The sequence below is a fragment of the Kluyvera sp. EC_51 genome (assembly GCF_019584505.1).
Classification (GTDB): domain Bacteria; phylum Pseudomonadota; class Gammaproteobacteria; order Enterobacterales; family Enterobacteriaceae; genus Kluyvera; species Kluyvera sichuanensis.
In genome coordinates, this window is sequence record NZ_VDAG01000002.1 from 24,326 (window position 1) to 37,570 (window position 13,245).

General features: G+C 53.1%; 14 protein-coding genes. 6 read left to right on the forward strand and 8 right to left on the reverse strand.

The features are described from left to right. Nucleotides 1-18 precede the first annotated feature (18 nt). Both FHC49_RS00470 and FHC49_RS00475 read right to left on the reverse strand, forming a co-directional pair. Complete coding sequence (locus FHC49_RS00470; protein WP_220438232.1) at nt 19-2,523, reverse strand: autotransporter domain-containing protein; 2,505 nt, start codon at nt 2,521-2,523, stop codon at nt 19-21. A 289-nt stretch (nt 2,524-2,812) separates the two neighbouring features. Continuing rightward, on the reverse strand, nt 2,813-4,195 hold the full coding sequence (locus tag FHC49_RS00475) for a diguanylate cyclase (RefSeq protein ID WP_220438233.1): 1,383 nt from the start codon (nt 4,193-4,195) through the stop codon (nt 2,813-2,815). Nucleotides 4,196-4,350: 155 nt separating this feature from the next. On the opposite strand from FHC49_RS00475, the gene FHC49_RS00480 reads away from it, so the two are divergent. Continuing rightward, nucleotides 4,351-4,827, forward strand: a complete 477-nt coding sequence (locus FHC49_RS00480; protein ID WP_220438234.1) for a WbuC family cupin fold metalloprotein — start codon at nt 4,351-4,353, stop codon at nt 4,825-4,827. Between the two features lie 50 nt (nt 4,828-4,877). Here FHC49_RS00480 and blaCTX-M read toward each other — a convergent pair whose 3' ends face one another. Next, nucleotides 4,878-5,753 carry a CTX-M family extended-spectrum class A beta-lactamase gene (gene blaCTX-M / locus FHC49_RS00485; RefSeq protein WP_220438235.1) on the reverse strand — a complete coding sequence of 292 codons (876 nt, stop codon included), beginning with the start codon at nt 5,751-5,753 and terminating at the stop codon, nt 4,878-4,880. Between the two features lie 513 nt (nt 5,754-6,266). Between blaCTX-M and ypdK the strand changes: the two genes are divergently transcribed. Further along, on the forward strand, nt 6,267-6,338 hold the full coding sequence (gene ypdK / locus FHC49_RS00490; RefSeq protein ID WP_100249902.1) for a membrane protein YpdK: 72 nt from the start codon (nt 6,267-6,269) through the stop codon (nt 6,336-6,338). Between the two features lie 64 nt (nt 6,339-6,402). On the opposite strand, the gene alaC is transcribed toward ypdK, so the two are convergent. Continuing rightward, entirely contained in the window at nt 6,403-7,629 is a 1,227-nt protein-coding gene (gene alaC / locus FHC49_RS00495; RefSeq protein WP_185669516.1) for an alanine transaminase, read from the reverse strand. 393 nt (nt 7,630-8,022) lie between these two features. Here alaC and FHC49_RS00500 point away from each other — a divergent pair, with 393 nt between their 5' ends. The 3 genes from FHC49_RS00500 to FHC49_RS00510 are packed head-to-tail and all read left to right on the forward strand — an operon-like array spanning nt 8,023 to nt 11,076. After that, nucleotides 8,023-9,720 (forward strand): sensor histidine kinase, encoded by a 1,698-nt coding sequence (locus tag FHC49_RS00500; RefSeq protein ID WP_220438236.1) that lies wholly within the window; start codon nt 8,023-8,025, stop codon nt 9,718-9,720. 12 nt (nt 9,721-9,732) lie between these two features. After that, entirely contained in the window at nt 9,733-10,470 is a 738-nt protein-coding gene (locus FHC49_RS00505) for a LytTR family DNA-binding domain-containing protein (RefSeq protein WP_220438237.1), read from the forward strand. A gap of 45 nt (nt 10,471-10,515) precedes the next feature. After that, a complete protein-coding gene (locus FHC49_RS00510) occupies nt 10,516-11,076 on the forward strand; it encodes a nucleotidyltransferase family protein (RefSeq protein WP_220438344.1) in 561 nt (186 codons plus the stop codon). A gap of 149 nt (nt 11,077-11,225) precedes the next feature. Here FHC49_RS00510 and FHC49_RS00515 read toward each other — a convergent pair whose 3' ends face one another. Continuing rightward, nucleotides 11,226-11,531 (reverse strand): hypothetical protein, encoded by a 306-nt coding sequence (locus FHC49_RS00515; protein ID WP_185669513.1) that lies wholly within the window; start codon nt 11,529-11,531, stop codon nt 11,226-11,228. Between the two features lie 214 nt (nt 11,532-11,745). On the opposite strand from FHC49_RS00515, the gene FHC49_RS00520 reads away from it, so the two are divergent. Further along, a complete protein-coding gene (locus FHC49_RS00520; RefSeq protein ID WP_220438238.1) occupies nt 11,746-12,267 on the forward strand; it encodes a helix-turn-helix domain-containing protein in 522 nt (173 codons plus the stop codon). Nucleotides 12,268-12,329: 62 nt separating this feature from the next. On the opposite strand, the gene FHC49_RS00525 is transcribed toward FHC49_RS00520, so the two are convergent. From FHC49_RS00525 to FHC49_RS00535, 3 genes are read right to left on the reverse strand one after another with little or no spacing between them, the layout of a single operon-like run. Further along, nucleotides 12,330-12,578: a hypothetical protein gene (locus FHC49_RS00525; protein WP_220438239.1), complete on the reverse strand. Its 249-nt coding sequence runs from the start codon at nt 12,576-12,578 to the stop codon at nt 12,330-12,332. Between the two features lie 28 nt (nt 12,579-12,606). Beyond that, the gene (locus FHC49_RS00530; protein WP_220438240.1) at nt 12,607-12,858 is read right to left on the reverse strand and encodes a hypothetical protein; all 252 of its coding nucleotides are present in this window, start codon (nt 12,856-12,858) and stop codon (nt 12,607-12,609) included. Further along, entirely contained in the window at nt 12,855-13,199 is a 345-nt protein-coding gene (locus FHC49_RS00535; RefSeq protein ID WP_220438241.1) for a DUF1294 domain-containing protein, read from the reverse strand. The genes FHC49_RS00530 and FHC49_RS00535 overlap by 4 nt, the downstream gene beginning before the upstream one ends. Nucleotides 13,200-13,245: the final 46 nt, after the last annotated feature.

A 13,245-nucleotide genomic window follows, 5' to 3' on the forward strand; every position in this document is an offset into this window, starting at 1 on the left:
TCTTTTCCTGCTCGCTTATCAGAACGCGTAACGTACCTTCAGGCTAACGCTTTGGCTGGTAAAGGCGGTGCGCTGCCCGGCATCGTACTGAACCGTGCCGTCCAGCACATCGCTGAACTTCGCCGTTACCCCAACGCCTGCCATTGCAATCCACGGGCTTTCGCTCATGCCACGATAGGTGAATGGCGTTGTCGTGCTGCCGATAAAGGCCGCCGTGGTGTCAGAGCGCCGGTTCATCGTGTCATAACCTGCACCGATATAGCCGTGAACATTCACAATATCAGAGAGTTGCAGCCCGGCCTTTAGCTTACTGGAGACAATTAACGCTTCGGTAGTGGCACCATCCACCTTCAGACCAACGTCATCAGCACCGGACTCCTGATAGCCATCATCCTTCACCCGATAGTAGTCGGTGCGCACCTCAGGCGTTAACGTCACCTCGTTCGTCGGATGGAATGCGCTTTGCAGCCCCAAACCCGCCTGGAAGGTATCGCTGTTATAGTCTGAGTGCGCCACGCCGTTAAACACCGAACTACCGTCCGCCGGGTTCTCAATATTCAGGTATCGATTACCTTTAGTGGTATTGCGCCCCAGCCCGGTTTGCCACGTCAGCCCAGTGTCCGGCGTAAAGTCATAGCCGCCATAGACCAGCATATTCCAGCTATCAACCCGCGCATCATGACGGATATCATCGGACGTATCGTTAACATCCGTACGGCTCATTCCCAGCGCTAAACCAAGCCGGGTACGGTCATAAACTAGCCCATCGGCCCCGATGGCAATGCCGCGCGTATCTGCGTTGTAGCCTGCGTAATCGCCACGAGTGGACTGGCTATCCCAACGCCCCACCGGGCGGATCCACAGATATTTCTCCGGATTAAACTCGCTGAGGTAGCCCTGCCCACGCACTGAATCCTGACGGCTGCTGACGATATCACCAAACGCACGCAAATTATTAAGCGCGATATACGGCATGCTGCCATCCATCAGCGGAGCAAGCTGAACCACGTTTTTGCGCACCTGCCCGGCATTAAACGATGAAGTAATGGCACAAACGGTACTGGCGAGCGCGCCTGTACAGGCTGTCGCCTGGGAAGCCTTATTGTTGTTGATAATCGTATCAACAACCGTCCCTACGCCCGTCAGCGAATCGTTGCTTTTGGTCGTCGCGATAGTATTGGATACCGTCGTCAGATTGGTATCGACAATTTTCAACGAGTAGGTGGTCCCGGTCAGTTCTTGCACAAACTGGTAACGGAGCGAGTCATCCAGCACCGCGGAAGGCGTGCCGGTAATACTGGCCGCCGTCACTACGTTCGTCAGTTCATCACCGTCGGTAAAGCTCGTACTGCCGCGCGTTGCGACCACCACCCGTCCGTTGAGCGTAGCATCACCCGTGGCCTGTAATTGGCCGTAGCTGGTCGAACTGTCGGCCTGTAGACCCAGCACGCCAGTAGCGGTCTGCGAGTAGTCTTTGACCACCGACGGCGCGCTGGTACTGAGCAGTTCAACGATGCCGTAGTTATGCAGATTAGTATTTGGGGCGTTGATCCTGCCGACAATCGCTCCCTGGTTTTTCACCCCATCGCTAATGACGGCTGCGCCATCGACGCGAATAGCATCGCCATCCAATGCGCCAATAATACCGGTATTCGTCAACTGTCCAAGGAAAGCGCTGTCCGTTACTACAATGGCGTCACCGGTACCCGCACCGATGATATAGCCATTATTCTTCAACGTGATAATCCGCGAGGTGCCACCCAGCGAGATACCAGCAACGCCCGCATCAATAATGCCATCGTTGATGATCGAATTGACCGTTGCGCCATCGCGCGTAGTGATGCCGTTGCCCGCCGATGAATAGATAACGCCATTCGCCGCATTCTGCAGAGTGTAGTTAGTGACCTGGTCGCCCAGATAAATGCCGTTACTTCCGGCCCCGCTGGCCGTAATATTCCCCTGGTTAACTATCGTACCGTCATTGCTATACAGCACATTAATACCGTTCGCGGTGTCTCCGGTCGTCACGATATTACCGCTATTGTTCAGCGATGGCTGACGAGTGTCAGCGCCAATATTGATACCGTGGCTGTTCGCCCCCGTCGTTGCCAGCGTACCGCTATTGTTTAGCGAGCTGTTTCTAACTTCGCTTATATCAATGGCATCAGACCAATCACCAGAGGTGGTTATCGTCCCCGCATTTCCGAGCGTCGCCCCACCGGTGGTGTGATATTGAACCGCATCGCCATCGGTCGAGATGATGCTGCCGTTGTTTTGAAGAGTGCCCCCCATGCTTGAGAAGTACGCGGCATACAGTTGACCAGAGGTGGTTATCGTCGTTCCTTGCGTAATATTGATATTTTGTCCCGCAGAATCAAAACGCTGAGATGACGTGATGGTGCCGGAGCACGTCACAGAGGTAGCGCTTGAAGTAGAGCAATCCGCAAACGCGGTTGGAACCGTAAAGAGACCGGCGCTGCCGGTAAAACCCGCGACGAGCAAACGCATTGATTTTTTATTCATTTCCCTCTCCCCAGGAAAAGAAACACAATTGCATCACATATATATCAAGATCGTTACATCGCTTAATAAATCACTAAAAAATTAAGAAATATATAAATTTTACTTATGATTTAAAACATCCCTCTTATGCCTGATAGAGACATCAAAAATCGGCATGACGTGCGGGCAGTAACACCAGGTAGCGACGCGAAAACAGAGGGGAATAGACTGGGGATTAACCGTCAGAAGACGTTCTCCTGACGGTTTCAGGAAGTGATGCTAAAAGCAGTACGATGGCGAAACCGACCGTTTACTGGGCGGCTTTCCACATCTCGACGCAGTTCCTACCACGTTTTTTGGCGATATAAAGCGCTTCATCCGCCAGTTGGATCAGCCGTTCATAGTCCGGGTGACCGTTAAACATCGCCGCCCCGATCGACAGCGACAGCGGGATATCATTACCGTCCGGTGCCTTCACTTTGGTTTTCTCAACCCGGCTGCGGATACGTTCGGCGGTGCGCAATGTATCAACCGGGGTTGCTTCGGTGAGGACGATAATAAACTCATCACCGCCGTAGCGGAACACGTAATCGCTGCTGCGCACGTTGTCATAAAAGACCTGAGACACCCGACGCAAAATATCATCGCCGGTGTTATGACCCCAGGTATCATTAATTTTCTTAAACTTATCGACATCAATCACCAGAATAGACAGCGGCGTGCCAACCCGGTTAGCGTGGGCGATTTCACGTTTAAAAATGGTTGGCAGAAAACGGCGGTTGAGCAGTTTCGTCAGCACGTCCATCCCTACCTCATGGCGAGAAACCTCTTCAAACAGCTCACGGAGCAGAGTCAGGATCTGCGACACCGTACTTCTAAGCTGGATCAGAAACTTATTACGCTGGGCTTTGTTGCCGAGCGATTTATCTCCCGCGCTCTGGACGTGGATAACACCATCGAAATCCTGCATCAGTCGGGAAATATGGCCCACTTCGGCAATACCGCTGAAGTAATGACGTCCCTTATGGTTAAACCACAGGCCAAAGTCCGACTGGCTGAGCGGCATGCTGTTGCCGAGATCCGAATCCAGCACGACTTTATAGATAATATCGAGCTCCCAGGTCAGCAACGTGGCGATTTGCCGCTCTTTCTCCTCTTCGGCATTCTCCAGCAGCGAGAAGATTCGGTAGTTCTCATCCTCTTTCGATAGGCTGCTTTCACTGAAGGAAAATGCCCGCGACATGACCTCCATCGCCAGGTCAATACTGTTGATAGCGAAGTGGTAGATCTGCAGCTTATCGGCCGCCTCCTGCGAGCTGTAAATAATGGCGGGATAGAGGATTTTCTTCAGTACCCGAAATCCCATCTCCACCAGTTCAACCGGAATACCGATCCGCGCGTGCACTTCCGCAACGGTATGCTGGGCTTCAATCAGGCGGTCGATGTCCTCCTCTTTGCAGGAGAGAATATCGATAATCCACTTCTCCAGCGCGCTCTTGAGCTGTTTTTCCACCTGCTCATTGCTAAGGAACTCTTCAGCGTGAGGGTCGGCCAGCACCACTTTATAAAATTCAGCGCACAGCGCATGCGCATTTGCGGCGGCAATCTCTGCGGCCAGCGTCCGTATGTGAGGTTCGGTCTGCTTAAGCAGCAACAGCCACTCGCCTTTCATCTTCTTCAGGTATGTCTCCATGGGCGACTCTCTCACATAACAATCATTCATAAATTAAATAACAACTATGCAACTATGACCTTTAGCGGCATAAGACACAAGCCACAGGCTTCACTTGCCCGGTAAGTTCTGGCAATCTGGCGACCACATTTTCCCGTATAAACAAGGCCGTCAGGATGAAACAGATCACCTGTAACGATATGCAACAGCAGAGCGCCGCTGCCGCTCAATCTCCACGACTGCGCGCGCACCGTAATTTCCATCCTGAGCTAAGCGATCCGGTTCAGCGTCTGGCGATTGCGATGGAGCCAGGTACCTATGTGCGCCCACACCGCCATCCGCATACCTTTGAGCTACTGCTGCCACTCAGCGGACGTTTTGTGGTGCTGAATTTTGACGAACAGGGAACGGTAACTCACCGGGCGGTACTGGGAGAAAGCTGCACCGTACTGGAAATGGCGGCGGGCACCTGGCATGCCGTGCTGTCGCTGGACAACGGCGGCGTGATTTTTGAAGTGAAACAGGGCGCGTATCAGCCTGTCGCTGAACAAGACTACGCGCCGTGGTCTCCGGCTGAAGGAGAAGCGGGAACCGCTGAATTGATGGCGTGGTATGCCATGGCTCAGGTTGGTGACAGCGCGCCAGCCCGCTGAGTGTCCTCAATGCCCCGCCATCCTGCGCGGGGCGTTTTTAACCACTGACGCTAAAGCCCTTGGGTAACGATTTTTGCCGCAGCGGCCAGTACATCGCGACGACTTTCCGCCTTCTGATCCGGCTGGGTAAAGTAGGTCACCAGAATCAGCGGCGCATGGTCTTCCGGCCAGATAACGGCGATATCGTTGGTCGTACCATAATCCCCGCTGCCGGTTTTATCTCCCACCACCCATGATGTTGGCAGGCCCGCCTGAATGCTCGCGCTGCCGGTAGTGTTGCCCTTAAGCCACGTCACCAACTGCGCCCGCTGGGTTTCCGCCAGCGCTTTACCCAGCGTCAGATTACGCAGCGTCTGCGCCATCGCCAACGGCGTGGTGGTATCGCGCGGGTCGCCAGGGATAGCAGTATTGAGCGTTGGTTCGGTTCGGTCGAGACGGAAGGTTTCATCCCCCAGCGAACGGGCAAAGGCAGTGACTTTATCCGGGCCGCCAAGATGCGCAATCAGCTTATTCATGGCGGTATTGTCGCTGTACTGCAGCGCCGCCGCGCTAAGTTCCGCCAGCGTCATGGTGCCGTTAACGTGCTTTTCGGCTATCGGATTGTAGTTAATCAGATCGCTCTTCTTAATTTCAACACGCTGATTTAAAAGCGTCTTATCACTTTCGCTCTGCTTGAGCACCGCCGCTGCCGCCATCACCTTACTGGTGCTGCACATCGCAAAGCGCTCGTCTGCGCGATAGACAATTTGCGAATCATCAGCGGTGTTAATCAGCGCCACACCCAGCCGTCCGCCCGTGCTTTTCTCCAACGCTTCCAGCTTTTGCTGCACGTTGTTGGTCCCGGCGTACAGTGCCGTACTGCCAAGCAGTAGCGGAAGAGTGGCCATCATCATTAACATTGTCCGGCGAACGCTCAGGGTCATCATAGAAAATCCTCTGTCAGTATTATCCCTCGTCCATTCAGTATTCATTGAAAAAACAAAAAGTAAAAACAAAACGGCCCGTTTTTTGCCGATCCGTAGCCGCATGTCCAATATCCGCGTCAGAGGGCACATTCTATTTCGCCATCCTGCCAATAAAGGGCTCAGGCGAAGAACGATGATTTTCCGACATTCGTCACAAAATTAGCCTTTAAATCAATGGGGTTTAAGCGAGCAAAAAGCGGTAAACGAAACGTCGCCAGAATGGAATTTATTACCGTATGAAATTAAAGTGTCGCCGAATCACGACACTCGTAAGTAACTAAAAATTAATAAAAAAATCCCTCTTGTTTCCCCTCATCTTTAGGCGTACATTAGCGCCATCTGGAGCACAAATGCACAGAATTCTGAGGTGATGCCAGTCGCGAAAAGTCAGTCAGATTTTTCTGTCGGTTGATATCAACTCGCAGTACCACCCGGTCATAAGTGCGTAGAAAAAATTACGCGGAGAGATGAGTCGTGAAATATTTCTTTATGGGCATTTCCTTTATGGTCATCGTTTTTGCCGGCACGTTCGCCCTGATGATCTAGCCAATAAAAAGCAAAAAAAACAGGAGCCAATTGGCTCCTGTTTGCTTTTCTGGGGATGAAGCGATCAGCCCGCTGATTTACCCTCTGACGGCAGCAGGCCGTCGGCGCGGAACATCGCTTTGATGCCGCGAATGGCCTGGCGAATACGGTCACGGTTTTCAATCAGCGCAAAGCGCACATGGGTATCGCCATAGTCACCAAAGCCGATGCCCGGCGACACGCAAACCTTCGCATCCTGCAGCATCTTCTTGGCGAACTCCAGCGAGCCCATATGGGCGTACTGCTCGGGTATTTTAGCCCACACGTACATCGATGCTTTCGGCATGTCGACCATCCAGCCCGCCTCATGCAGCCCTTTCACCAGCACGTCGCGGCGGCGCTTGTACTGCGCGGCGATATCGTGCACGCACTGTTGATCCCCTTCCAGCGCGGCAATCGCTGCAACCTGTAGCGGAGTGAAGGTACCGTAGTCGTGGTAGCTCTTAATACGCGCCAGGGCATTGACCAGGGTTTTATTACCCACCATAAAGCCAATACGCCAGCCCGCCATGTTGTAGCTTTTCGACAGCGTGAAGAACTCGACCGCCACGTCGCGAGCACCGGGAACTTCCATAATCGACGGCGCTTTCCAACCATCGTAGACGATATCGGCATAGGCCAGGTCATGCACCACCAGCACGTCGTAACGTTTAGCCAGCGCGACCACTTTTTCAAAGAATTCCAGCTCGACGCACTGCGCGGTCGGGTTAGACGGGAAACCTAAGATCATCATCTTCGGCTTCGGATAGCTTTCGCGGATCGCCCGCTCCAGCTCGTTAAAGAAATCGACCCCTTCCACCAGCGGCACGGAGCGTACCTGGGCTCCGGCAATTACCGCGCCGTAAATGTGGATCGGGTAACTCGGGTTCGGCACCAGTACGGTATCGCCGTGATCAAGCGTCGCCAGCATCAGGTGCGCCAGCCCCTCTTTTGAACCAATGGTCACAATCGCTTCGCTTTCCGGGTCGATCTCAACGTTGTAGCGATCCTGATACCAGCGAGAAATAGCCCGGCGCAGACGCGGGATACCGCGTGAGGTAGAGTAGCCGTGAGTGTCCGGGCGTTGAGCCACGGTACAGAGCTTTTCGACGATGTGCGGCGGCGTCGCGCCGTCCGGGTTCCCCATGCTGAAATCGATAATATCTTCACCGCGCCGACGCGCAGCCATTTTCAGTTCAGCGGTAATGTTAAAAACATAAGGGGGTAAGCGATCGATACGCGTAAAACGGCGTTCAGGACTGGAGTCAGCCATAGGTTCCTCAGATTTACGTTAGCGCCCGAACCGTTCGAGCGACGCTGCCACCGATGTGGCATGACTAGAAAATAACCTGAAAAAATTGGCGCTGTCGAGGGGGCAGGTAAAAAAATATTTCCGCAGCAAAAAGGGGAAGGCCTACGAATGGGAATTAATCACTAGCGGTCAAAATCAGTAAAATTAAAACACAGATATAACAATATATTATCTAGTGATTTTCATTGGAGTTGTACTGACCGGTCGAAAATTTATGATCTCACCTCGGTGATTCGTTTTTTCTATCAATCCCCTTTTAAAAACAGGGTTTATCCCTATTCATGCGTACCGCTGGTCATCCGCCGCCGGGTTTCTTATCATAAGCGCTTTCCTGAAAACATTCGGCGCCCCCCCATGCACGAAATACTCAATATGCTGCTCGCGGTCTATGACCGGGCCGCATTAATGCTGATCTGTCTTTTTTTCCTGATTCGCATCCGTCTGTTCCGCGAACTGCTGCATAAATCAGCGCATACCCCGAAAGAGTTGCTGGCGGTCACGGTCATTTTCTCGATGTTCGCTATCTTCAGTACCTGGTCCGGCGTGCCGGTGGAAGGGTCGCTGGTGAACGTGCGGATCATCGCAGTGATGTCGGGCGGGATCCTGTTTGGCCCTTGGGTAGGCGGTATTGTGGGGATTATCGCTGGGATCCACCGCTACCTGATTGATGCCGGTGGCGTCACCGCGGTGCCATGTTTTATTACCAGCATTATTGCCGGGATCCTCTCCGGCTTGATTAACCGCCGGGTGCCGAAAGAGCTGCACTGGAAAATCGGTATTCTTGGCGGGATGCTGTGCGAAACGCTGACCATGATTCTGGTGATCGTCTGGGCGCCAAACATCGCACTGGGCGTGGATATTGTGTCAAAAATCGGTATCCCAATGATTGCCGGCAGCGTCTGCATCGGCTTTATCGTCCTGCTGGTACAGAGCGTTGAGGGGGAAAAAGAGGCCAGCGCCGCGCGTCAGGCCAAGCTGGCGCTGGATATCGCCAATAAAACGCTGCCGCTGTTTCGCCAGATAAACAGCGACACGCTGCGCCAGATTTGCGACATCATCCGTCAGGATATTCACGCTGACGCGGTAGCGATCACCAATACCGACCGGGTACTGGCCTACGTCGGCGTAGGGGAAGATAACTACCACAATAATGATGACGCCATCAGCCCGACCACCAAGCAGGCGATCAACAACAACGAAATCATCATTAAAAACAATGATGAAGCCTATCGTACGCCGGAAATCCACTCGATGCTGGTGATCCCGCTTTCCGAGAAAGGAGTCGTCACCGGTACGCTGAAAATTTACTACTGCCACGCCCACCAGATCACCTCCTCGCTGCAGGAGATGGCGATAGGGTTATCGCAAATCATCTCTACCCAACTGGAAGTTTCTCGCGCCGAACAGCTGCGGGAAATGGCAAATAAGGCAGAGCTGCGCGCGTTACAAAGTAAGATCAATCCCCATTTCCTGTTTAACGCCCTGAATGCGATTTCTTCATCGATCCGCATGAACCCGGATACCGCCCGGCAGCTGATTTTCAATCTCTCGCGCTACCTGCGCTATAACATTGAATTAAAAGATGATGAGCAGATTGATATTCGCAAAGAGCTGTACCAGATTAAAGACTATATCGCCATCGAACAGGCGCGTTTCGGCGATAAGCTCACGGTCATTTATGATATTGACGATGAGGTGAACTGTCTGATCCCTAGCCTACTGATCCAGCCGTTGGTGGAAAATGCCATCGTGCACGGCATTCAGCGCAGCAAGGGGAAAGGCGTGGTCACCATCAGCGTAACGGAGTCCGGCAACCGCGTGCGCATTGGCGTGCGCGATACCGGGCCGGGTATCGACCCGCAGGTCATTGCGCGGGTTGAAGCCAACGAAATGCCGGGGAATAAGATAGGCCTGCTCAACGTGCACCACCGCGTCAAACTGCTGTACGGCGAAGGGTTGCATATTCGCCGTCTGGAGCCAGGCACGGAAATGTCGTTCTATATTCCTAACCAGCGTACGCCCGTGCCGGTCGCCGCCACGTTATTGCCCTAACCCGGAGTTTACATGAAAGTCATCATTGTCGAAGATGAATTCCTGGCACAGCAGGAGCTGACCTGGCTGATTCAGCAGCATAGCCAGATGGAGATTGTCGGAACGTTTGACGACGGGCTCGACGTGCTGAAATTTTTGCAGCACAACAAAGTGGATGCCATTTTCCTCGACATCAACATTCCATCTCTGGACGGCGTACTGCTGGCGCAGAACATCAGCCAGTTTGCCCATAAGCCGTTTATCGTCTTTATCACCGCATGGAAAGAGCATGCGGTGGAAGCCTTTGAGCTGGAAGCATTCGACTACATTCTGAAGCCGTATCAGGAATCACGCATCGTCACCATGCTGCAAAAGCTGGAAGCCAGCTGGCAACAGCAGCAGGCAGGTAGCGTCAGCGTGGCCAGCAGCGCGCCGCGCGAAAATGACACCATCAACCTGATTAAAGACGAGCGCATCATTGTGACGCCGGTAAACGACATCTACTACGCCGAAGCGCACGAGAAGATGACGTTTGTCTATACCCGCCGCGAGTCGTACGTGATGCCGATGAACATCACCGAGTTTTGCACCAGGCTGCCAGCCAGCCAGTTTTTCCGCTGCCACCGCTCCTTTTGCGTCAACCTGAATAAAATTCGCGAGATAGAGCCATGGTTTAATAACACCTACATTCTGCGCTTGCGCGACCTGGAGTTTCAGGTGCCGGTGAGCCGCAGCAAGGTGAAAGAGTTTCGCCAGATCATGCATCTCTAGCTCGGGGACGGGCGACATTAAACGGATATTCTGTAGATGAAAGCGATGCCCTACCAGGAGACCTTACAGAGACTTTTGCTTGCCGACCCTGGCAGAATGCAGGCGCTTCATGCTGTGCAAACCCTAGGGCTCAGGGACGGCTGGATCGGCGCCGGATTTGTGCGGGAAGCAGTGTGGGATCACCTTCATGGGTTTAGCCCACGCCCCGTAGCAGGCGATGTGGATGTGGTATTCTTCGATGAAAATCAGTGCAGCCCGGATGAGGATCGACGCCTGGAAGAAAAGCTTCGGCAACTGACATCAGCATTTGACTGGTCAGTGAAGAATCAGGCCAGAATGCATCACCATAACGGCAACTCCCCCTATGACTCAACGGAGCATGCGCTGAGCTTCTGGCCCGAAACCGCGACGGCGGTGGCCGTCAGAATCGCACCTTCAGGTCTTATTGAGAGTATCGCCCCTTATGGGCTTCACGACCTCTTTGAACTCCGTCTCAGGCCGACGCCCCCGTTTGAGCGGGATAAGTTCGCCGTTTTCAGAGAGCGGGTTGCGATAAAAAGATGGCTGGAACGCTATCCTCAGCTACAGCTTGTAAAGGCAGCATAGTAGCGGTTTCTCCCAGGTCACTTTCTCGCCTTTAAGCCTCCCGCACACGCGCATGCCTCCTTATCCGGCTGACGTAAATAATGGTATCAACGCCGAGCAGTTTACCCTTAGCGATATAAAGCGAGACATCGACGAAAACGAGAATGGCGCTACCAGATAAATAATAATGAATAGAGTCCGATAAACATGATGATGTTGAGGATGACCTGAGCCAGAAGCACCAGAAAAGCCAGGCTCCCGAACACCGTTATTTTTCTACGCAGAATAAACGTCACGCCGGACAGTACGGCACAAAACAGAACGATTTTTAAAAGGTAAGACAACGGAACCAGCGCGGCATGGGTGGTATGAATGCCCGCAAGGCCAATCAGGCCCAAAACCAGCCCGCCACAAAATCCCCATCCCCAAAACGTCATTGGCAAACTCAGTTGCCCGGTGACCAACTTTTTCAACACAGCACTATCCCTTTTTAATTATCTCTGTACGTTAATGCTTTTATCATCCGTTATCCTGGACGGTATAGCGAATTTTACCTGTGCCTCATGGGTTTAAAAAACTACCCTAAATGAGGTGTCGGGCTCCTGTCAGGTTGGTGTCGCCTGCCTGTCGTGCCGCTATGAGAAAAGATGTGCAAGACTGTTCCTATCCCATATCTACGAGGCAACAGCAATGAGTACGAGTGAAAAAATTAAAGCCTACCGGCTCAAAAATGCATGGTCACAGGAGCAGTTGGCGCAACTGGCTTCTCTGTCGGTGAGAACGGTACAGCGCATTGAAAATGGGCACACGCCGGGGCTTGAAACCATCAGCGCGTTGGCCTCGGTATTTAACGTTACGGTCTCGGCGCTTTCGGAAGAGACGCAGGCAGCAAGCGAGGCGCTGGATACGCGGATCCACGATGCCAGACAACGGGTACAGGAGGAGGCACGCTTCTACCGCACTCTGACCATTGCCACGCTGGTCTGTGCCGGGCTGATGGCGGTGAACTACTTTTACTCGCCTGGCAGCTATTGGTCGCTGATAGTGGCCCTAATCTGGGGTTCACTTATCGCCTTTCGCGGACTGAGAACCTTTGTCCTCCGGGAGCGCATTGCCCAATGGCAGCACAACCGAATGCAGCGGCTGTTACGTGAAAAAAATGCCACATCGACGCCGGATAAACCACATGCCGATAGCGACGCTAATTCATGATGTCATGAGCGATGGCCGGATAAGGTGTTCACGCAACCGTCCGGCAATTCGCCTCAGAAGCGCTATGCCAATTGATAGGGAAAGAGATGAACAACATTGCTGGCTAGCGGGAAGAGCCCCAGGCTTTCGGTTCGTTTTCGAGCCTCTTCCAGCGGCAGCCCGGCAATCGGTTCGCGCCCACCCCAGATAAGCAGGCCTTTGTTGGCATAGTCAGCCATGACTTCCACCGTTTTGCCGTTGTTAAGTGCGATCAGTAGCTTGTTCTCTTTCACATGGTGCAGGGCACCATCAGCGCCGGCAATAAACAGCACAATACCGACGCCCGAAGTGGAATTATTTTCATGATGCGGGGGAGATAATCACGCCATTCGATGCCACCGGCATGACGTTCAGCGTTGAAAACGCGGTCTCCGTCGAGGAGGCAGAGGGCATCCGCCCGCCCCAGATATGGATACCATCTGGAATTTCCGCCGGTAACGGCTGCTGGCTTTCTGCCAGTTCAAGCGTCTTGCCGTTATCAAACTCAACCACAATACTGCCGCCTTGCTGCAACGCTAAGCCGCCCTTCTGGTCGATGAGATAGAGGTTCATACCATCCCCTTATTCAGCAGCAGATACACCGCGATCATCGCCACGATGTTCACTATCACGCTGATAATAAAATAGGTTTTAAACGGCTGTTTTTGCGTTTTATGGCGAAAAACCTGCTGCCCCAGCAGCGCGCCAGGCCAACCGCCCACCACGCCAAACGTTAGCAGCGTGGCCTCCGGCACTCTACGCCAGCCCTGACGAGCCGCCAGTTTATCGGCGCCGTAAATCACCAACGTCAGAACATTAGCCAGCAGGAACCACGCCACAGTCGGATAGGGGGTAAAAATGCTGGCAAGAGCCGCCAGCACCAGCAGTAAATAACAAAAGCGATTGAGATTCATCGTCGTCAGTACAAGGTTATTTAACGTATCGAACGCGTATTATACC

Bases quoted from the DNA above. Each gene is read 5' to 3' on its own strand.
- FHC49_RS00470 (WP_220438232.1), bottom strand. From the start codon at position 2,523: ATGAATAAAAAATCAATGCGTTTGCTCGTCGCGGGTTTTACCGGCAGC.
- FHC49_RS00475 (WP_220438233.1), bottom strand. From the start codon at position 4,195: ATGGAGACATACCTGAAGAAGATGAAAGGCGAGTGGCTGTTGCTGCTT.
- FHC49_RS00480 (WP_220438234.1), top strand. From the start codon at position 4,351: ATGAAACAGATCACCTGTAACGATATGCAACAGCAGAGCGCCGCTGCC.
- blaCTX-M (WP_220438235.1), bottom strand. From the start codon at position 5,753: ATGATGACCCTGAGCGTTCGCCGGACAATGTTAATGATGATGGCCACT.
- alaC (WP_185669516.1), bottom strand. From the start codon at position 7,629: ATGGCTGACTCCAGTCCTGAACGCCGTTTTACGCGTATCGATCGCTTA.
- FHC49_RS00500 (WP_220438236.1), top strand. From the start codon at position 8,023: ATGCACGAAATACTCAATATGCTGCTCGCGGTCTATGACCGGGCCGCA.
- FHC49_RS00505 (WP_220438237.1), top strand. From the start codon at position 9,733: ATGAAAGTCATCATTGTCGAAGATGAATTCCTGGCACAGCAGGAGCTG.
- FHC49_RS00510 (WP_220438344.1), top strand. From the start codon at position 10,516: ATGCCCTACCAGGAGACCTTACAGAGACTTTTGCTTGCCGACCCTGGC.
- FHC49_RS00520 (WP_220438238.1), top strand. From the start codon at position 11,746: ATGAGTACGAGTGAAAAAATTAAAGCCTACCGGCTCAAAAATGCATGG.
- FHC49_RS00530 (WP_220438240.1), bottom strand. From the start codon at position 12,858: ATGAACCTCTATCTCATCGACCAGAAGGGCGGCTTAGCGTTGCAGCAA.
- FHC49_RS00535 (WP_220438241.1), bottom strand. From the start codon at position 13,199: ATGAATCTCAATCGCTTTTGTTATTTACTGCTGGTGCTGGCGGCTCTT.